The 21,114-nt window shown below is 36.7% G+C and carries 19 protein-coding genes; 13 read left to right on the top strand and 6 right to left on the bottom strand.

The features are described 5' to 3' along the window. Positions 1-57: 57 nt before the first annotated feature. On the bottom strand, positions 58-2,394 hold the full coding sequence (locus JZO71_RS09875; RefSeq protein ID WP_206899328.1) for an ABC transporter ATP-binding protein/permease: 2,337 nt from the start codon (positions 2,392-2,394) through the stop codon (positions 58-60). A gap of 142 nt (positions 2,395-2,536) precedes the next feature. Here JZO71_RS09875 and JZO71_RS09870 point away from each other — a divergent pair, with 142 nt between their 5' ends. Continuing rightward, a complete protein-coding gene (locus JZO71_RS09870) occupies positions 2,537-3,211 on the top strand; it encodes a response regulator transcription factor (RefSeq protein ID WP_206899327.1) in 675 nt (224 codons plus the stop codon). Further along, complete coding sequence (locus JZO71_RS09865; protein WP_206899326.1) at positions 3,208-4,272, top strand: sensor histidine kinase; 1,065 nt, start codon at positions 3,208-3,210, stop codon at positions 4,270-4,272. The genes JZO71_RS09870 and JZO71_RS09865 overlap by 4 nt, the downstream gene beginning before the upstream one ends. Positions 4,273-4,509: 237 nt before the next feature. Here the strand turns inward: JZO71_RS09865 and JZO71_RS09860 are convergent, their stop codons facing one another. Beyond that, entirely contained in the window at positions 4,510-5,400 is an 891-nt protein-coding gene (locus JZO71_RS09860; RefSeq protein ID WP_206899325.1) for a LysR family transcriptional regulator, read from the bottom strand. A gap of 152 nt (positions 5,401-5,552) precedes the next feature. On the opposite strand from JZO71_RS09860, the gene JZO71_RS09855 reads away from it, so the two are divergent. The 9 genes from JZO71_RS09855 to JZO71_RS09815 all read left to right on the top strand — a co-directional run bounded on the left by JZO71_RS09855 (position 5,553) and on the right by JZO71_RS09815 (position 13,275). Further along, the gene (locus tag JZO71_RS09855; RefSeq protein WP_206899324.1) at positions 5,553-6,281 is read left to right on the top strand and encodes a DUF554 domain-containing protein; all 729 of its coding nucleotides are present in this window, start codon (positions 5,553-5,555) and stop codon (positions 6,279-6,281) included. A gap of 407 nt (positions 6,282-6,688) precedes the next feature. Continuing rightward, entirely contained in the window at positions 6,689-7,006 is a 318-nt protein-coding gene (locus tag JZO71_RS09850) for a PadR family transcriptional regulator (RefSeq protein WP_067481404.1), read from the top strand. Then, on the top strand, positions 6,999-7,625 hold the full coding sequence (locus JZO71_RS09845) for a DUF1700 domain-containing protein (protein ID WP_206899323.1): 627 nt from the start codon (positions 6,999-7,001) through the stop codon (positions 7,623-7,625). Before JZO71_RS09850 ends, JZO71_RS09845 begins: the two co-directional genes overlap by 8 nt. Before the next feature lie 5 nt (positions 7,626-7,630). Continuing rightward, on the top strand, positions 7,631-8,581 hold the full coding sequence (locus tag JZO71_RS09840; RefSeq protein WP_206899322.1) for a DUF4097 family beta strand repeat-containing protein: 951 nt from the start codon (positions 7,631-7,633) through the stop codon (positions 8,579-8,581). Positions 8,582-8,717: 136 nt separating this feature from the next. After that, positions 8,718-9,206, top strand: coding sequence for a DUF5348 domain-containing protein (locus JZO71_RS09835; RefSeq protein WP_206899321.1), 489 nt, complete (start codon positions 8,718-8,720; stop codon positions 9,204-9,206). Between the two features lie 50 nt (positions 9,207-9,256). Beyond that, positions 9,257-10,129, top strand: a complete 873-nt coding sequence (locus JZO71_RS09830; RefSeq protein WP_206899320.1) for an SPFH domain-containing protein — start codon at positions 9,257-9,259, stop codon at positions 10,127-10,129. A gap of 199 nt (positions 10,130-10,328) precedes the next feature. Further along, positions 10,329-10,691 (top strand): YxeA family protein, encoded by a 363-nt coding sequence (locus JZO71_RS09825; RefSeq protein WP_206899319.1) that lies wholly within the window; start codon positions 10,329-10,331, stop codon positions 10,689-10,691. A gap of 9 nt (positions 10,692-10,700) precedes the next feature. Next, positions 10,701-11,453: an ABC transporter ATP-binding protein gene (locus JZO71_RS09820; protein WP_206899318.1), complete on the top strand. Its 753-nt coding sequence runs from the start codon at positions 10,701-10,703 to the stop codon at positions 11,451-11,453. A 13-nt stretch (positions 11,454-11,466) separates the two neighbouring features. Continuing rightward, positions 11,467-13,275 carry an ABC transporter permease gene (locus JZO71_RS09815; RefSeq protein WP_206899317.1) on the top strand — a complete coding sequence of 603 codons (1,809 nt, stop codon included), beginning with the start codon at positions 11,467-11,469 and terminating at the stop codon, positions 13,273-13,275. Positions 13,276-13,539: 264 nt separating this feature from the next. On the opposite strand, the gene JZO71_RS09810 is transcribed toward JZO71_RS09815, so the two are convergent. Then, positions 13,540-14,445, bottom strand: a complete 906-nt coding sequence (locus JZO71_RS09810; protein ID WP_206899316.1) for an AraC family transcriptional regulator — start codon at positions 14,443-14,445, stop codon at positions 13,540-13,542. Positions 14,446-14,597: 152 nt separating this feature from the next. Between JZO71_RS09810 and JZO71_RS09805 the strand changes: the two genes are divergently transcribed. Further along, positions 14,598-15,632, top strand: coding sequence for an aldose epimerase family protein (locus JZO71_RS09805; protein ID WP_206899535.1), 1,035 nt, complete (start codon positions 14,598-14,600; stop codon positions 15,630-15,632). 17 nt (positions 15,633-15,649) lie between these two features. After that, the gene (locus JZO71_RS09800) at positions 15,650-16,819 is read left to right on the top strand and encodes a galactokinase (protein WP_206899315.1); all 1,170 of its coding nucleotides are present in this window, start codon (positions 15,650-15,652) and stop codon (positions 16,817-16,819) included. Between the two features lie 56 nt (positions 16,820-16,875). Here the strand turns inward: JZO71_RS09800 and JZO71_RS09795 are convergent, their stop codons facing one another. The 3 genes from JZO71_RS09795 to rbsD form a co-directional block, all read right to left on the bottom strand. Beyond that, entirely contained in the window at positions 16,876-18,987 is a 2,112-nt protein-coding gene (locus JZO71_RS09795; RefSeq protein ID WP_206899314.1) for a glucosaminidase domain-containing protein, read from the bottom strand. Positions 18,988-19,317: 330 nt separating this feature from the next. Next, complete coding sequence (locus JZO71_RS09790; RefSeq protein ID WP_206899313.1) at positions 19,318-20,691, bottom strand: PTS transporter subunit EIIC; 1,374 nt, start codon at positions 20,689-20,691, stop codon at positions 19,318-19,320. Then, entirely contained in the window at positions 20,691-21,086 is a 396-nt protein-coding gene (gene rbsD / locus JZO71_RS09785; RefSeq protein WP_206899312.1) for a D-ribose pyranase, read from the bottom strand. The genes JZO71_RS09790 and rbsD overlap by 1 nt, the downstream gene beginning before the upstream one ends. Between the last annotated feature and the right edge of the window lie 28 nt (positions 21,087-21,114).

The raw sequence follows: 21,114 nt of genomic DNA, 5'->3' as shown, positions 1-21,114 counted from the left end.
AAGCAGCTGAAATCATTAGTGATTTCAGTTGCTTTTTTGTTCATAAACATAAGTTGGTTATTCAGCGCGTAAAGCAATAGCGGCATCTTTTTTCGCTGCCATGCGAGCTGGAATGTGTCCACCAAGCATTGTTAAAATGGTTGAAACTACTACTAAAATCAATGCGTGAACGGGGTTTAATTGAGCGACATTTTTCAAGTCAGTCATACTGTATAAGATACTGTTGATTGGGAAGGTAGCTAACCAAGCAATCAAGATCCCTAAAATACCGGAAGAAATCCCTAAAATGCAGGTTTCGGCATCAAAAACGCGAGTAATATCTTTTTTACGAGCACCCAAAGCTTTCAATACACCAATTTCTTTTGTTCGTTCAATTACTGAAGTATAGGTGATGATACTAATCATGATCATACTTGTCACCAATGAAATACCTGCAAAAGCGACTAATACGTAAGTAATGGCATCCATCAATCCACCAGTTAATTCAGTCATTGTACCTGCGAGGTCAGAATAAATGATTTTATCTTCTTCTGATTTGCCTTTGTTATAATCATCCAGATAATCAAGAACTTTATCTTTGTCTTCAAAATTATTTGGATAAATCATAATACTTGAAGGTAGGCTATCGCCACCAAGGTAACTAATAAATGTTTCTTTGGCAGAAGCATCTAGTTTTTCAGTGGTCATCACATTTGTATCGCTATCTCTTTGTGCCTTAACGATTTCAGAGTCCTTGTTGTTGTTAACAATTTGTGTTGTTAACTGGTCGCTGTAAGCAATACCTGGAGATAAAAGATTCATTGTTGAAGATGATTTCACACGCAAAATGCCTGCTATTTTTAACTCTTCAGTCGAGTCATTATACATTTTGTCGTAGTCAGAATTTGGAATAAATGTTCCAGTTGGCAATTGAGAGTAATAGTCATTATTGTTCACTAGTTTTAACGTAGTGCCAATAATTTGATCAAAATCAAATTTTTGATCTTCTTTTACATCAAAACCAAGATTTTTAAGGGCATTGATATTCGTATTATTGTTTCCATCGACAATCAGAACGACATCAGTTGTTGCACTTGGATAACTGCCAGCAAGTAGTGAATAGTTGTCTTTTAAAAAGTTTCCTTTATCAGCTGCTAATTGTGTTGGGAAAGTTGAGACACCGACACCAGTCATGGAAGCCATCGTACTTGAAAAAGAAAGAGCATCGTTATCAGGGTTCGCATTGGAGAAGCTTACTGGTTGAGCTTTTCCATCAATTTCACGAAGCAAATTAATTCCTGTTGATCGAGTAAAACCAATATTATTACTTAAATCAGGATCAATATCATTTACATAATCGACATATTTTTGATCAATTTTGTTTGTGTGTTGTGCCTTATCTTCATCACTAGTTTTTGCGGTGATTGTTTTTTTGTTTGGATAGTCCGCTTTACTTGCGCCAAGTGCGGCAGAGTTATTTGTTTGACTAGTTGTCACTTTTGAAATTGTGATTGGAAATTTTGACATTGTTTCTGATTGTGTACTATCAATTTGTTTTTGGAACCCAGTAGACAAAGCTAAGACAATCGCAATCCCGATAATTCCGATACTTGATGCAAAAGAGGTCAAGAACGTTCGCCCTTTTTTTGTTCGAATATTATTGAAAGAAAGTTTTAGAGCTGTCCAAAAACTCATTTTCGTACGGCGTAAATTGAACTGATCATTTTTTGGTCGCTCAATATGTGGATGAGAATCTGCTAAAATTTTTCCGTCTGAAAATTCAATAATTCGATCAGCATATTGATTAGCTAATTCAGGATTATGTGTGACCATGATAACTAATTTCTCTTTAGAAAGTTCTCGGATCAATTCCATAATTTGAATACTTGTTTCGGTATCTAATGCCCCAGTTGGTTCGTCACATAATAGAATATCTGGATTGTTTGCTAAAGCACGGGCAATTGCGACACGTTGCATTTGACCACCAGAAAGTTGATTTGGTTTTTTGTGCATATGGGCAGAAAGTCCAACACGAGTCAAAGCTTCTTCTGCTTTTTTTCGTTTTTCTTCTTTAGGAACCCCACTTAAAGTCATTCCAAGTTCAACATTTTCAATAATTCCTAAATGTCCAATCAAGTTGTAGCTTTGGAAAACAAAGCCAATCGAATTGTTACGGTAGGCATCCCAGTCGCTATCTTTAAAATCTTTTGTTGATTTTCCGTTGATGACCATATCGCCTGAATCATAGTTATCTAACCCGCCGATAACGTTTAGCATAGTCGTTTTTCCAGAACCACTTGGACCGAGAATCGCGACGAATTCTTTTTGTCTAAAAGCAACGGAAACGCCATCTAATGCTTTAGTTGTTGTTTCGCCAACTTTATAATACTTTTTAATATCTTTTAGTTGTAGCATCTTCATCCTTCTCTCATTAAAAATATTCTGTATAATAACAACTATAACAGAATGATAGTGAAAGTATAACGAATGAATGTTAACTGAATATGAACTGAGTGAAACATTCAAGAAATTTTTTAGAAAAATGAGGAAAAGTGCAATGAACCGACTTTTAGTTGTTGAAGACGATGAGAATCTACAATTATTGTATCAATCTGTGTTAAAACGAGCTGGTTTTTCCATTATTCTCGCCTTTAATGGTGAAGATGCACTGAAAAAACTTGAAAATAATCATGTTGATTTGATTATAACTGATGTGATGATGCCAGCAATGGATGGTTACACACTGTTGGAGACTTTACGAGGGAGTAAGATTGAGACACCCGTATTGATCATTACTGCGAAGCATGACTTTGAGGACAAGAAACGGGGCTTTCATCTAGGGGCAGATGACTACATGACGAAGCCAGTAGACGTCAACGAAATGGTCTTGCGAGTAGAGGCTTTGTTACGCCGAGCAAAAATCAATCATAGTCAACGTCTGAAAATCGGTGAGACTTGTTTAGACCAAGAAACCTATGAGGTGACGTGTAAAGAGGAGACAATGGTTTTACCGCAGAAGGAATTTCTATTATTGTATAAGTTGCTCTCCTATCCTAATAAAATATTCACGCGCCAACAATTAATGGATGAGATTTGGGGAATGGATACGAATACGGAGGAACGAACGATCGATGTTCATGTGAAACGTTTACGTACGCGTTTTGAGAACAACCAAGATTTTCAAATTGTAACGATTCGTGGACTCGGATATAAGGCGGTTATCAAAAAATGAAGAAAAAAATATTTTCACAGCTCTGGATCTATTTTGCACTGATTGTCTTTTTGTGCATTATAGTAACACTAGCTTGTTTTGTAGGATTGGTCTATTTGTTGGCAAATCAACGTTCTTGGACACCAACAGAGCGGCCGACACTGTATCCAATCATGATTTTAGCAGGATTTAGTGCAGTTGTTGGCACAGGAATCTCTGCATTTGTTGGTAGAGGGATCTTGTATCCGATTAGTGAACTACGAAAAAATATGAGCCAAGTAGCAAAGGGTGATTTTACAATCCAGATGAATGAACAACAAAAAGTAGCAGAAGTTCAGCAATTGTATCAAGATTTCAATGTAATGGTTCAAGAGTTGAATAGCATCGAAACTTTGCGCAATGACTTCGTCTCAAATGTTTCGCATGAATTCAAAACACCGTTAGCAACTATTCAGGGATACGTTCAATTATTACAAAATCCCGACCTTTCTGACGAAGAACGACAGGTATTTTTGCAACGAATCATTGAAGGAATCACGCAACTTTCTCAATTAACGGAAAATGTGTTGAAATTGAATAAGTTAGAAAATCAACATATGCTAATGGAGAAAAAGGAATTTCGTTTAGATGAACAAATACGAGAAGTGATTTTATTTTTACAACCGAAATGGGAAAAAGAACAGTTACAGTTGGATATCCAATTGGAAAAAGTAAAGTATTTTGGAAATGAAGAACTCTTGTACCAAGTTTGGTTGAATATTATGGATAATGCCATCAAATACAATCGTCCTACTGGTAAAATTGCGGTAAAACTCACGCAGAAAAAGGGCGAAATCGTGTTGGAAGTGACAGATTCCGGTATCGGTATGGATGAGGAAACTATGGCAAAAATTTTTGATAAATTCTATCAAGGTGATACGAGCCATCAAATTGCGGGGAATGGTTTGGGGCTTTCGTTAGTGAAGAAAATTTTGGAGTTGCATGAGGGACGTATTGACTACAGTAGTATTGAAGGTGTGGGGACGACAGTGATGATACGTTTGAGAAATGTGGAAGAAGAGGTTGTGGCACAAAATGTTTAGCTTCGAACAGATAGCGCGCATTCATTCAAAACAGCCTTCATGTTTTGAATTGTATGCAAGCTATATCGAGGAGCTATTTTGGGAACACCGAGAAAGAGGTTGTGGCACAAAATGTTTAGCTCCGAACAGATTGCGAGCACACAAAATAACTAACAAAAAACTCCTCATGATTTTGACATCAGAGAAGCGAATAGAACAAACTATTTTATACAGTTTCTTAGAGGTTGAACAAGAAAGTTAACTTTTAAGAAGCTGTATATTTTGTTTTAAGTATTTCCAAAACGTATTTGAGGCTAAAGAATGTTCACCTTGCTTTCTAGCGAATGCCAGAAAACTTTCTCTGTTTGGTGTGATGGGAACGAGTACCGTATCTTCTTTTAATAGATAATTAACTGTTTTTTCCATCACAATTGAGATACCCATATCGTTTGCAATCATGTTGAGAATCAAGTCCATTCGAGACCCGTTATAGACAATGTTAGGTTCAAACCCGACTTCGTGGCAAAGATCAATCACTGGTTGATAAAGATTGGTTTGCTGTCCAAGTAATAAAAAGGCTTCATCTTTTAGTTCACGTAAATTTATTTTTTTTTCACGTGCTAAAGGATGATGAGCTGGGAGTACTGCAACAAAATAATCTTTTTCAGTGGGAAGCCATTCAAAGTTTGTCGGTGGCTCATGAAAATTTCGGCCAAAAATAATTGAGTCAATTTGTTCAGTTGAATAATAGGGGACTTCCGCACTTTCAACTTCTTTGAGCTGAATGGAAAATTCTGGATGAAGTTTCAAAAATTGGGTAATATGACGAAATCCAGCATAGTGGGTCATAGTAGGAATCGTTAAAATACTTAAAGAGAGATTTTGTTTTTTTGTATGCATTTCTAGGACATCTGTCATGCCTTGGTATTGTTCGACAATTTTTTTCGCATAGGGAAGAATGAGTTGCGCCGTTTCTGTTAACTCGATTTTTCGATGCGTACGGTCAAATAATTGAGTGTCTAGTTCTTTTTCTAAAGCAATGATTTGTTTGGAAATCGTTCCTTGCGTCATGAAAAGATGTTCCGCTGTTTTAGTAAAGCTTAACGTCTTTGCTAGATCAAGAAAGACAACAAGTTTTTGAATATTCAAGGAATCCTCTCCTAACTATTCCGTTTATGAATACTTTAACATGAAATTTGAATTGGTTGAATGAAAAAACTTTGATAGACTAAAAAATGCAGCGAAAAGGAACGCGTTGAAAGAGTAAATGGAGCGCGTTAAGGTCGAAGGGAGTTTTTTTTATGCCAACTGGAATATTAATCAACGTCGGAACGGTTTTTTTTGGAGGGCTGTTTGGAGGTTTTTTAGGAGAGAAGTTAAGTAATCGATTTAAAACACAATTAATGATGGTGTTTGGTGTTTGTTCAATGGGGATGGGGATTTATTCGATGGGCCCGATGAAAAATATGCCGCCTGTCATTTTTGCTTTAGTGGTTGGGACAGTGATTGGGCTAGTCATTCATCTAGGAGAGCGGATTGATCAAGGTGCAAACTTGATGCAAAAGCCAATTTCAAAATTATTTCCTAGTGAAAAGCTAGATTTATCCCATGAAGAGTTCATTAATACCCTAGTCACAGTGATTGTGTTATTTTGTGCGAGTGGGATGGGGATTTACGGAAGTATTGATTCAGGAATGACAGGAGATAACACGATTTTGATTTCAAAATCTGTTTTAGATTTTTTTACAGCAACAATTTTTGCTTGTAACTTAGGATTTGTAGTTTCCGTCATAGCGATACCGCAATTTATTATTTTTTATGCTTTGTTTTTATTAGCAAAATTCATTTTTCCAATGACAACGCCAGCAATGATTCTAGATTTCAAAGCTTGTGGTGGCTTTTTGATGCTTGCAACTGGTTTTCGAATGATTCATGTCAAAATGTTTCCGGTTGCGGATATGATTCCGGCGATGGTTGTAGTAATGCCTTTTAGTTGGTTGTGGACGACAATCATTTTGCCTCTATTATAAAAGCCAGAATAAATAAGAAAAAATTTTATAAGACAACAGAGTTATAACAAAACAATATTATTTTAAAGTAAAGTATTTTCATTTCCACCCATGCTAGACTAGCAGGCGAGATGACAGTGTGGTTTGTGGCTATCCAGTCGAAAGTGAGGAGAAGTAAGAGGTGCGTACTTCCATGATTCAGATAAGTAAAAAGCTTTTTTACCAGTTGGATCAACTTATATGAGGAATGATTCAAGAAAAATCAGTTGCTAATGAATCAAAATGACTACTATATTTAATTGACGAGAAGGTGTAAAGACTTTCTCTTTTTTTATTTACTCAAATAAAAACCAGAATGTGTTGCTCAAACTATATTATATCTGATATAATATAGTGAAATTAAAAATATTGTAAAAGAAGGTGGCGCTATGCATATTCAAATTCCAACGGTTCTTCTTGATGGAACTGTGTTAGCAGCATTGAGTCGAGAAGATATGTATGGATATGCACTAACAAAAATTGTGCAAGAAAGTTTATCAATTAGTGAATCTACCATGTATCCCGTATTAAGAAGATTGAAACAAGAAGGGTATTTAGAAACCTATGATGAACCATTCGAAGGTCGAAATCGAAGATATTATCGCTTAACACCAATCGGACATACACATTTGGAAGAAATTATTGATGAATGGATTGTTTTTCGAGACTCTTTAGATCGGTTATTGGAGGATAATAGACATGAATGAATATTTAAGTGAAGTCTTAGACGAGCTTCAAGAAATTCCTGAAGCTGACCGCTTTGATTTGATCCAATATTACGAAGAGTATTTTTTGGATTCAGGCAAGACTGTCGATGAAATTTTAGAAGAATATGGCACGCCTAAACAGTTTGCGTTGAAGTTGAAGATCAATTATTTTTCTGAAGCAGATGACTTAGGTCAAGAAGAGATCCATCAAAATAGTCCGAAAAGACAAATGCGTTTGATTTGGTTGATTTTGCTTGGCTTATTTGCATCGCCAATCTTAATTCCTTTAGCGTTGCTATTTATTGCTGTGTTGGTTGGTTCAGTCATCGCATTATTTGCGGTTATTTTTAGTATCTATGTTGTTTGCATTGTGATTTTAGGCGTAGGTGTGGTTATGACACTAGCAGGACTGATGGTTTTAGGACAATCAGTTGTCAGTGGCTTATTCTTCGTTGGCTTAGGTCTGTTTGCGACTGGTGCGGCCATCTTTTTTACTCCGATTTTAGTGAGATTGACAAAATGGTTAGCCCAGTTGATGATGCGTTTTGTGAAATGGGTCGGCCGCCGCTTTGTTACTAAACGTGGTCTTCATCCAACACATGATGGAACGGAGAGGTGAGTGAAATGAAACTAAAACAATTTTTATTGATTGGTAGTAGCTTGATGATTTTTGGCGGAATTTTGGCAGCAGGAACATACACGGCAGGCGCACAAAAGACAATCGTTTGGGAAAACGGTCCTAAGTTATTAGAAATGCAAGAGCATACAGAAAAATTTAAAGCAAACGAGATCAAAAAATTAGTGATTCAGGCAGAAAACCAAGAAATCAAAATCAGACAAGGAATTGATTTTGAAGTCACGACTCGTTATGAAAAGTCAGATGCACCAAAAATTGATTTAAAGAATCAAACATTAGCTATTCAAGCGCAAGGTCAGCCGGAACATCCAATTCAGCTTAGTTTGGAAGAAAATCAGCCACAGGTAACGATTACAGTACCAAAAGAAATGTCTCTCAGTGATGTTACGATTGAAAGCAGCAATAGTCGACTAACGATGACAGATATTGCAACAAAAAATCTAACTGTTGACGCTTATGCAAATAGTTGGTTGAGTTTTATTGGCTTAACGACGGACTCAGTGACAGCCAAAGATCAATTTGGTTCACTTGATTTTAGTCGTTTGAAGACGAAAAAAGGAAACTTTACTGGTGAGGGAAGTAATTTTTATTTTTATGATAGTGCGTTAACAGAGTCAAGCACGATTGTTGCTAAAAATGGTTCTGTTCAGTTGACAGATTTAGATGTTCCTGGCTATCAACTAACATTGACAGGAGATTCGACTTTCCAAATGAACAATGAAGTACAAGCAGGTTTATCCTTTGAAAAAGGAAATACGAAAAAAGGATTGACTGTTGAAGGAAAGGATACCTTTATTGAATGGATGGACGATGAGCAAGAACATTCGATGAGTGAGCAAATGGACGACGATATGGAAGACATGATGGAAGACATGAGTGATCATATGGAGCAACAGATGGATCACATGGACAACCATATGGAAGATGAAACTGAATAAAATTTCGTAAAAATGATATTGAGACATTTTTTTGTTTCAATATCATTTTTTGTTTCGCTTAAGTTGTTTTCTTATAGTAAGATAGGTATAGACAAATGAGAAGTTGAAACTTAGTAAAAGAATTAGGGTGGGGAAAATGAAAACAGAAGATGTTCAGCGAGAACAACTACGAGAAAAAATGCTTGAGCTACATGCGCAATTAAAGTCATTGAACGAATTATATTATGATGATGATAATGAAAAAGTAACGATTGAGTATCCCAAAAATTCAGAAGGACGTCAGTTAGAACAAGTACATAATGAAATGTTTCGCCATTTAATGAAAGTAAAAAAGGAGATGGATTATTACTCTTTGCCAATCATGGACACGGGTGTTTTACAATATGATCCAAGTAAAGAACGTTTTATTTTTAAGTCTGTCCGAAAAAATATCATTCTCAATGCGGGAATGGATTTGGAAATTTTAGTTGAAGATTACTTTACAGAACAAAAACACTGGGTCAGAACCCGATTAGAGTATTTACCAAAAGCTGCGGGGGGAACGCACTCAACTGGATGGTACATTAGCGAAGATAAAGATTTAGAATTAGAAGGTGCTTTAGCAAGACTGAGAATAACTGAGTAGTCAGGAAAGAAAGTTGAGGCTATTGTGTAAGAGGAGGAAAGATATTGAAAATGAATGAGAAAAAAGCGCTCTATATCAATGGGTATATTGGATTAGTTGGCGTCGTTGTTTTAGCAATCGCAGGTGCCATCTTGTTTTATTTTGGCACAGTAGCAACTAGCCCAACATTCATCATTCTAAGCATCGTTTTGTGGGGAGTTGCTTGTTTATTAGTTAGCTCAGCAACAGTGGTCAGTCCAAATCAATCAAAAGCTATTTTGTTTTTTGGTAACTATTTAGGAACAATCAAAGAAAATGGCTTTTTTTTAACCGTTCCGTTAACTAATAAAATCAACGTGTCACTTAAAGTTCGAAATTTCAATAGTTCTGTTCTAAAAGTAAACGATTTAGATGGGAATCCTATTGAAATTTCTGCTGTTGTTGTTTTCAGAGTGGTGGATACGGCGAAAGCATTGTTCGATGTTGCTTATTATCAAGACTTTGTAGAAATCCAAAGTGAGACTGCTGTTCGTCACATTGCAAGTCAATATCCTTATGATACTTTCAATGACACTGATATTACTTTACGCGGAAATACGACCGAGGTTTCGGATAAATTAGCAACAGAGCTTCAAGAACGACTGGCTGTTGCGGGAGTTGAAGTCATCGAGGCACGATTGAATCATTTGGCTTACGCAACTGAAATTGCGAGTGCCATGTTGCAAAGACAGCAGGCAAAGGCAATTCTCTCTGCACGTCAGACAATCGTTGAAGGCGCGGTCACAATGACACAAATGGCGCTGGAACAGATTGAATCGGGTCAAGAAATCAACTTTACAGATGATCGAAAAGTTCAACTAATCAACAACTTATTAGTATCGATTATTACAGATAAGGGAACGCAGCCGGTGATTAACACGGGAGATTTAACTGATCGAAAATAAATCACGATTGAAAGTAAAAATAAAGGGGTGAAGCAAGTTTGCTTCACTCTTTTTTCATTGAATAAGTCCACTATCAGGTTGCACCCTATTCTTGGATAAGAGCTAACAATATTGAAAGATGACTGACAGAAGAATCTAAGGCATGTTCGTTCTTTTTTTTCTATACTAAGTTCATCAAGTTAAAAGAGAGGTATAGACCATGAAAAAATTTCTGATTGGATTATTGGTTGTCGTGGGTATCGGAGTCGCTGGTTTAAAAATAGCAGATGCTGTTATTATGGGCGGAGATGATTACTATGTACAAATCACAACAAACGGTGAAAAACTCGTTCAAAAAGATGATCAAAATCAAGATGTGATTACTTACCAATATAATTTATCTGGATTTAATAAAGAAGGCGCTGAAAAAGAGCTAGAATTTCAAGGGATGCAAGCACGCCCATTACGAAAAAATGCGTATCTCAAAGTAGTCTGGAATAAAAATAAAGGTGTAACTGGTTATGAAGAAGTTGAAAAATCAGCAATACCTAAAGCTGCACAAGAAAAATTAACTAAAGGGTAGGCGTAAAAAATGGAAAAAATTGTTGAAATCCAAGACGTAACAAAAGTGTATGGTAAAAATAATGAAAAGAAAACGATAGCTTTAGATGGCATTTCATTTTCAGTGGAAAAAGGTGAATTTATTGGAATCATGGGGGCATCCGGTTCTGGTAAATCAACTTTGTTGAATATTTTATCTACCTTAGATAAACCAACAGATGGTCGTATTCGGATCAATCAAAAAGATGTAACAGCTTTAAAAGGAAACCAACTGGCAGATTTCCGTGCGAAAGAAATTGGGTTCATTTTCCAAGACTTCAATTTATTGGAAAACTTAACAGCGCAAGAAAATATCGCCGTACCATTATCTTTACAAGGGGTTCGTCCAAAAGAAATCAAACAAAGAGTCAAGCAAATTGCAGAACGTTTATCAATTAGTCATATTTTAGACAGCTATCCTTCAGCTATTTCTGGTGGACAAAAGCAACGTGTCGCAGCTGCTAGAGCATTGATTACTCAACCAACGATTTTACTAGGTGACGAACCAACTGGAGCACTTGACTCTAAGAGTGCGCGCGATCTATTGGACACGATGGATGAATTGAACCAAAAAGATAACGTTTCTATTTTATTAGTAACACATGATCCTTTTTCAGCAAGTTATTGCCAACGAATCTTATTTATCAAAGATGGCGGAATCCATCAAGAAGTTAAACGAGGCGATCAAAGTCGTGAATCATTCTATCGTCAAATTTTAACTATTCTAGGAAATTTGGAACAGTAAGGGGGAGAAAAATATGCTTTGGAAACTATCACTTACTGGAATCAAAAGCCGCTTGCGTGACTATCTAGTCTTGTTTTCAGGATTAGTCATGGCGTCAGCAATTTTTTATATGTTTGAGTCGATGGCAAGTAATGAAGCTTTTCTGAAAAGTAATTCGACGATTGCATCAACGGTAATCATTTTTCGCTTAGGGTCTGTCTTGTTAGGACTCATCACCTTCGTGTATATTCTTTATGCCAATTCATTTTTAATGACGATGCGTCAAAAAGATTATGCGATGTTTATGATGCTAGGTGCGAAAGGACGAAAAATCGCACAAATGATTTTTTCAGAAACGTTTATTGTGGGGATTTTAGCAACATTGGTTGGCTCAGTTGTCGGCATTGGTTTAACGAGTGTGGTCAATCACCTATTAGTTCAACAATTGAATGTTCAAATTTCAAATTTTTCACCATTTAGTATACATGGATTATTGATTACAATTGCGTTTTTCTCTATTTTATTTTTATTAGCAGCTATTGTTAATGCTTTTTCAATCGTAAAAAAACCAATTTTAACTTTGATTCGTGCAGATCAAACACCTACACAAATGAAACAACACAAATTTCTCTTCTTTCTTGAAGTAGTATTGGGAATTGCCTGCTTGACATGTGGCTATTACATGATGCAAAACTTAGTGAAATTCCAGTTACTTGGAATTGGAGTAGCATTAGTTACCATCGTTTTGGGAACATACTTCATCTTCCATTCCGTGATCATCTTCTGTTTATCACTATTGAAAAAGGCAGATAGTATCGCGTTAAGAAAATTAAACAATTTTACTTTTTCACAACTAAGTTTCCGTATTCGTGAGTATACACAAATGCTTTCAATGGTAGCAATGCTATTTGCTCTAGCACTAGGGGCTCTGACTGTCGGATTAGGATTTAGAAATGAAATTTCAAAAGTAACAAATAGCTTTACTGTTTATGATCTTGTGTTGAACAATGCACAAAAAGTTGACCAACAAGAGGTAACGAAATTAGCACCAAAATTAAATGCTTCTTACACACAAAAAGAAGATGAGCAAACGATGTATTATGTGACGGAAGAGTTTGAACAAACACCGTTTTTGATTAAAGAAACAAGTACAGATCGAGCAGTTGAACCGAAAGATAAAGAAATCACTGCCGAACAATTAGCAAACGAACTGAAGTTTCAAGATAGCTTAAGAGATTACGAGTTGCCTGAACAACAACCAAAAGAAATCAAATTAATTTCGCAAGCAGAATTTGCTCAATTGAATTTGCCAGAAACGTCGCTACAATTAGTTCAAGTAACTGACTTTGAAAAACAATTAAGTAACATTGAAAAATTGGTGGCAACAAATAAAACAAACAATCCAGCACTTCAAGATGTGAATTATAGCTTTACTCAAAAAGCAGATGTGTACAACACATTCAATGGTGCATTTTCTGGATTTGAATTCATGGGATTCTTTTTAGGTTTAGCCTTCTTGACGATGTTAGCAAGTTGCTTGATGTTCAAGATCCTTTCAGGAAGTAAGAGTGACCAAGTGCGTTATGAAATGCTACAAAAGATTGGAACACGCCAAGGTTTATTAAAACAATCGATTCGTAGAGAAATTGGTGTCTTGTTCTTAGCACCTGGTATTTTAGGTGTTGTTCATGTCTTGTTCGGCTTACAAATGTTCAAGTTATTGATGAGTGACCCTTATGATAACTTATGGATTCCATTTACAATTTTCTTTGTCTTATACTTCATTTATTATGTAATAACGACATGGTTGTATACAGGAATCGTTTTAAAGAAACAAGTATAAATAAATGAGTTAGAAGTGGTTGAAGCAGAAGAATGTTAATGTCAAAAAACAGACTAAAGTTCTGAATTTCCGTCTGAACGTTGGAATGTTTTCAAATTGACAAGTTTTGTTTTACCGTTTCTTTAATCGAAACTCAAAAAGAAAGAGGTTGGGAAGGTTCATGATCCCAGCCTCTTTCTTTTTGGTATTGTGCAAGTAAAAATCAAAGTATACTAGCCATTTCATTTTTGAGGGTTCTTTTGCGTCTGATTTTTAGTACGAAACTTAAGTGGCTCGGCCCACGATTGCTTGATGTTCTAATAACTCCATAACGGACTCTAAAGAAAGATTGTTATGTTTTTTTTGGCTAGCTCGTTTTCGATAAGCTGTTGGTGTTTCGCCAGTCTTCTTTTTAAAAGTCCGACTAAAGACAACTAAGCTATGAAAGCCTGACTGAAAAGCAATATTTTCAACTGAATCATCTGACATCAGCAATAAAAAAGCAGCTCGATTGATTCTGATACCCAGTAACCATTCCTTGACACTTACGCCGATATTTTCATGGAAGGTGCGAGAGAGGTGACTGCGATTGACAGATAATGCGTCAGCAATTTCTTGAATAGTGAGTTCCTCTGTTGCATGAGCTTGGATATATTCGATGGCTTCAATCGTCAAACGCGAGATGTTTTGAGGTGTACTTAAGTGATTCTTTCCACCATCCACTAGCAATTTTTCAAAAAAACGATACAATAACTCATTCAATTTGATTTCGTTCAGCAGTGTATCTGGCGCATAATCAAAACAAGTTAAAATCAACTGACTATAGTCAACTAACTGATTTGAACGAAAAGTATACTCATCTTCTTTAAAAGGTGAGTGTTTAATTAATTCCTCAGCTTCTTTTCCACCAAAGGAAAGCCAGGCGTAGACCCAAGGATTGGTCACATCGGAACGATAAAAAGTTTGATCGCCAGGGCGAATAAGAAATAAATCTCCCTTTTTTAAATGATATCGTTGCTGGTTGACCGAATATACGCCTTCACCCTCCAAGATGATGTGGAGGACAAAGTGTTGCCGGATAGCTGGGCCAAAAGAGTGGAAAGGCATTGTTTTAGAAAATCCGCAAAAGTTAAAGTAAAGTTCACTTGATAAAAAATGATGTTCTTTTCGTAAAAATACAGTTTGTTCCATCTGCTCAGCTCCTTTTCTTCAAGGTACGCTTTCTCAAAAAAAAATGCAACAAAAAGTTAAATTTGTATCACATGATAGCAATAAAAAGAAAGCGATTACTTGCTATAATAAACATGAAGTAATCAACTATGGAATGGAAAGAGGGCGACAGTATGCAAGTCAAAGAACAAGAATTTGGAAATGATTCTCACCTGATCACATTGATCAATGATCAAAAAACAGAATTGGCCGTTACGGATTTTGGCGCACGAATCGTTCATTTACAGACGTTAATTGATGGAACAAAACGGGAATTGATTCTAGGATTTGATCACGCAGAAGAATATCTTACGAAAGACGCATATATCGGTGCAACAATCGGTCGAACAGCTGGTCGAATTGCTAAAGGAAAATTTTATCTAAACAATCAAGAGTATCAGGCGAAAATCAGTGAAGAAACAGGCCATTGTTTACACGGCGGAGATCCTAGCTTTGAAACGAAAAATTGGCCGTATACGATTATTAAAGGTGAAAATGAAATTTCTGTTATTTTTTATTTAACAAGTCCTGATCAAGAAAATGGTTTTCCTGGTAATTTAGACATAGAAGCACGCTATACTTTGACAAATGATGACGTTTGGCGGATAAGTATTCGTGGGATTAGCGATCAATTGACTTTATTTAACCCAACCAATCATGTGTACTTTAATCTAACTGGGGATGTAACGGAACCAATCGATCAGCACGAATTGTGGTTAGCAAGTCGTTTTTTTGCTCCTTTACAAAAAGATTTGATTCCAAAAGGAGAAGTAGCACCAGTTAAAGGGACAGCATTTGATTTTACAACGCCAAAAGCACTTTCAGATGTTTTTATTAGTGACTTTCCTCAAGCCAAAATGGTTGGTGGAATGGATCATCCATTTTTCTTACAGAAAACGGGGCAAATGAATCGAGTAGCAAAATTAACTAGTCCTGATAAAAAGGTCGCGATTCAAATAGCGACCAATGCAGGAAGTATCGTTTTGTTTACTGCTAATTTTGGCGATGATGCACCAGTTATGCGCGGAGATAAATTAGTGAACCATGGTGGAATCACTTTTGAAACGCAAGAAGCTCCTGGATCAGAACGATTCGAAAGCTTTGGCGATATTACGCTTGTACCTAATCAGGCACGTGTATTTGTGACGGAATATCAAATAAAAAAATAGATGAATGAGGGATACAGATGGAAAAAATAGCTGAAGTAACAGCAGTATTTCATAAATTATTTGGAGAAAAAGCAACCAGTTCATTCTTTGCTCCAGGTCGGATCAATTTGATTGGAGAACATACAGATTATAATGGTGGACATGTGTTTCCAGCATCCATTACGTATGGAACTTATGGTGTAGCTGCGCCACGAGAAGACAATCAAGTAAAAGTTTATTCCCTAAATTTTGAAGAAGTTGGCGTGATTACTTTTTCTTTGGATAACTTAAACTATACAAAAGAAGATAATTGGGCAAACTATGTAAAAGGGTTCATTTTAAAAGTCCAAGAAGCAGGCTATCCGATTACTCACGGATTTGAACTTGTGATTGAAGGAACGATCCCTAATGGTGCTGGTTTATCAAGTAGTGCTTCATTAGAACTACTAGTAGGCGTCATGTTGGAGGAATTGTATGATTTACCAATTAGTCGTTTGGAATTAGTTAAAATCGGTCAAAAAGTTGAAAATGAATTTATTGGAGTTAATTCAGGAATCATGGATCAATTTGCAATTGGTTTTGGCCAAAAAGAACAAGCTATTTTATTAGATACAAATACATTAGTTTATGAAATGGTACCGACTGAACTAGGAGACTACGCAATTGTCATCATGAATACGAATAAACGTCGCGAACTAGCAGACTCCAAATATAATGAACGTCGTGGTGAGTGTGAGGAAGCATTGAAACGTCTACAAAAAGTTGTCGATATCCAATCATTAGGAGAATTAGATGAAGAGACATTCCAACGTTACAGCGAAGTTATTGAAGATGCTATTTTAACAAAGCGTGCAAAACACGCAGTGACAGAAAATCAGCGGACATTGAAAGCAAAAGATGCTTTAGTAGCAGGTGATTTAGTTTTATTTGGCCAACTATTGAATGCCTCTCATGATTCGTTGCAGCACGACTATGAAGTGACCGGCATTGAGTTGGATACTTTAGTTCAAGCAGCGCAAGCACAAACAGGAGTATTGGGTGCCAGGATGACAGGGGCAGGATTTGGTGGATGTGCGATTGCTTTAGTGAAAGAAGAGGCGATTCCAGTATTTGAAGATAACGTTAAAGAAACTTATCTAGAAAAAATTGGTTATGCGCCTGATTTCTATGTTGCTCATATTGGGGATGGCGCACAGAAAATCAAATAAGTGAAAGAAGATATAAAAAAGAGCTTCAGACAAAATTTGTCTGAAGCTCTTTTACTTTATTTAAAAAGTGGAAAGTCTAACCAAAATGATTTGTTTAAACTTAAAAAACTAACCATTGGTAATTCATTTGATCGAACTGTTAACGTTTGTGTTTCTGGAATCTGGTTCACAGTAAAGTGATACCATAATTCCCAAACATTTGCGACTTTCAATTCAGAAAGGAAAGCTGGCGAATTGATGTTAGATTTGACGATAGGTAGATCTAATACGTCACTAAACGTTAAATGATTCTTTTTCCAAACAGTTGGTACAGTCAGAAGTTGTTTGGTTGATTTTGTTTGTGTTTTAATTGGTTCTTCTTTAGCTTCATCATATTTTGTTAAATCATATGCTTTGATGATCGCATTTAATTTTTTCGAATATTGTTTATCTGTTGCATAGCGACCTTCAAGATATTTTGTAGCATCCTCGTAAGATTTAGCTTCAGATTTCCAAATTGGTTTATAGAAATCCTTATTTCCAGATAAACCATTTTTGATTAAATCAGCATAGTCTTCCAAGCTTTCTTTGTAAGAAGGGTATTTGCGGAACTGGGCTTTGATTTGGTAGCTTTGACCAGCTTCGTCTTGCTCAAGTGTATTAAAGGAAACACTTGAACCTTCAAAATCACCTTTGATTCCAAAAAGATTATAATTTGGTTCGCTAGATAATAAGCTATTTCCTGAACCACTTTCTAAAATGGCTTGTGCCATCATTACTGAAGCATAGATTCCTTCTTTTTGTCCAATCTCTTGAGCAAAATCAGCAATTTCCTTTAAAAAATCATCGGTTGATTGATTTTTAGAAAATGAAAAATCACCTAGATTATCTAAAGCAGAGGAACCAATAGAATTAGCTAATGAACCAGAGGCTACTGGCAAACCAGCTAAGTTCACCCGAACAGCAAAGTCAGGCGTGTAATCAGCAATGGAAGTGATACGAACATGATCACCCGGTTGAGGAGCATGAATGTATTGCCCATTACCAATGTAGATTGCTACGTGATGTGTCACACCAGAAGATGGTCCCCAGAATAACAAATCACCTGGTTGTGCTTGGCTAACTGGAATTTGAGTACCAGCGTATTGTTGTTCACCTGTCCAGCCACCAATATAATGACCAGTGGCTTGCATGTATACATAATAAGCTAGTCCAGAACAATCAAAAGTTGAAGCACCTTTTGCTCCCCAAACATAAGGACTTCCAAGATATTTGTATGCTTCTTTGACGATGGCCTGTTGAACACTTGTAGTATTCGCTGGTAAAACGGCATCCGTTGGTGTTTTTGTAACAAAGTCAGAAGTTGAAGCAGAAGGACTTTCTGTCTTTGGTTTTGTTACGTTTGTTGAAGGCCGCTGATTGTTCGTTGAAGAGCTGTTCCCAGTGTTTGGTTTAGAGGAACCCTTTTGTGAACTATTCGTTGATCCAGCAGGCTTTGATGGTTTATTATTGCTTGGATTTGATGTATTCCCTTTATCAGAAGAGTCTGTTGTACTACTGCTTTCTGTAGTGCTTGAATCAGGAGTGGTACTTTCTTCTGTAGGAGTTGTTGAGCTGTCCGAAGTGTTTTCAGTAGTGCTATCTGAAGTATTCCCTGTACCTTCACTTGGATCAGTCGAAGGCTCTGTTGGGTCTTCTGTTGAAGACTCAGGAATAGCTTCAAAGGTTGCATTGATTACTAAGTTGGCTGTGCCAACAACAAATGTTTGATTTGTGTAATCAACTGTTTGAACACCATCAATTTGAACAGATGCAAGTTGTTCTCCAGCACTTGGTGTAATCGTGTAGTTCAGTTGTGTCCCTTCTGTTAACCCAGTTAAGACACCACCTTCATTAATTGATAAAGGTTGCCCATCCATTGTTGTGATAGTGATCTTACCAATCAATGCGGGATTAATTGTTGCTGTGTAAGTAGCTTCTGCTGGTGTTTCGCTCTCCGGCTGAGAGGAAGAATCAGTAGAAGTTGTCGCGTCTGACGTGCTAGTCTCAGGTTGTTCTGAGGCTACGACTGAACTTTCGGTCGTTGCAACTGGCTGTTCTTCTGTTGCAAAAACGGACTGAGTAGATAAGACAGTCGGAGCAATGAGCCACGTAGCCGCTAACAGGCGAATTGCCTTGTTATTCTTCATAGTCATCTAGTCCTTTTCGTTTTTTTTTGCTCATATCCAAGTAGTTCATAAAATACTCTTTAACTGGTAAAGTGACTCTTCATTTTCAATGAAAGAACCAACTTTTCTGACAGAGTAGCTGGCATAGTTACGAGTAAAAGTTGTCTGGCTTAAATTTTTGGGTATCGTTCTTACTTTGTTGGGGAAAAGGTGTGGTTCAAAATAAGATACGCATACTCTATCCAATTGTACCAGAAGATGAACATTTCGACAAAAAATTAGTGAAATAAAGGGACGTAAAAAATAAAAAAACTCCAAACAGTGAGAAAACTCATTGTTTGGAGGAGAAAGTTATTCTTGAGGCATCAAAGTTTCATCGAACCCGCTAACTAAAGTGGTAATCATTGCAACTACCAGGCTGACAGCAAGACCGATGACGTACCACCAAAAAGTACTTGAAATAAATGCGGGAAGGGTGGTCAAGCTACCAAAAACAAAAGCAATTGCTTTTACTTTTGCAAATCCCATGACTGCGCCACCAGCTGCAGCACCGATACAAGCAGCTACAAAAGGTTTCTTCAAAGGAATGGCAATGCCATAAACAGTTGGTTCGGTGACGCCAGCTAATAAAATGGAAGCAAATGCCGAGCCAGATATTGAGCGTGTTCTTGACTGTTTACTTTTTAGAAATACACCCAAAGCTGCTCCAGCCATCCCAAAGTTTGCTGCCCCAGTTAATGGAACGATGCGATCAAAGCCAAAACTTGAGATGTTGCTAATCATGACTGGATTGACAGCCCATTGGATACCAAAAATCACTAAGATATTCCAACCACCAGCAATGATTGCGCCACTAATTGGTCCATTAATATCCATCATCCAAGTGATAACAGCGGCTAATCCTTCACCCAAGTACACACCTGCAGGACCAAATACCATCAAGGTCAATGGCACTGTAATCACTAATGACAACAAGGGAACAAAAACTAATTGCATACTTTCACGAATATATTTTTTTAGAAATTTTTCAACAAAAGAGTAAAAGAAAATTCCTAAAATAGCTGGCATCACCGTGGAAGTATATTGCATTAGTACCACGGGGATACCTAGAAAATCAGTCGAAGCTTTCCCTCCGTTAGTCAAAAGACTGGTCAAATTTGGCTCAATCAAAGCAGCTGCAATGACACCAGCAATATAGCCATTGACTTTAAATGTCTTGGCTGCAGAAAAGGCTAGGAAAATAGGTAAGAAATAAAAGACAGCGTTGGAAGCAGCGGCTAAGATATGGTAAGTTCCGCTAGTTTCACTTAACCAACCAAGCGTCGTTGCTAACACGACTAATCCTTTTAAAATTCCTGAACCAGCAAAAAGTGGGATGATTGGCGTAAAAATCTCAGAAATCAAGCCAAATAATTTTTCGATGGGATTCAATTTTTCCTTGGTTGCTGATTGATCCAGTTGTTGGCTTAAGGCTTCATATGTTTCATTTAAACCTTGTTCCATAATGACTTCTGCATACTTATCTAAAAGAATGAAATATTTTACATCGGGAATTTGTTGAATAATTTCTTTCGATTCCGCTGTTGGTTGTTTCTTTAGTTGAATGCGTAATCGAGTGGCGCAAGGTGTGATGGATTCAATATTATTTTTCCCGCCTAACTGAGTAAGCAAAAGTTGAACTTGTTCCGACAATAAAAGTTGTTCTGGTTGAATGATTTTTTCCATTAGAAAACCACTCCACTCACCAAAATAATATTTGCATAAGGCGTCATTTCACCAGTGCGGATAAAAGCATGGCAATGAGTTAGGTCTTGTTTCATTTCCTCGTGAGGAATAAATGCGATAGGCGTTTCAGGCATCAATTGTTTGATTTGCTCTAGTACATCAGGATTCATTGTCTTTATTTCTTCTGCTAGTTCAATTGATTGAACTTCTAGTTCTTCTAGGACATTTTCTAAGACAGTCATAAAGCTGGGTACGCCATTTGTGACAGCAAGATCAATTTTTTCAGTTCCAAAAGGTACAGGCATACCAGCGTCACCAATACTTAATTTGTCAAAGTGTCCCATTTGTGAAATAACTCTAGAAATATCTGAATTAATAACTTTACTTTTTTTCATATCAAGATCCATCCTTTTTCATTAAATG

Origin of the sequence: Candidatus Enterococcus courvalinii (genome assembly GCF_017315945.1) — a bacterium.
Classification (GTDB): domain Bacteria; phylum Bacillota; class Bacilli; order Lactobacillales; family Enterococcaceae; genus Enterococcus_B; species Enterococcus_B courvalinii.
The sequence above is the reverse complement of the archived record's forward strand: the minus strand, read 5'-3'. Positions and strand labels throughout refer to the sequence as shown.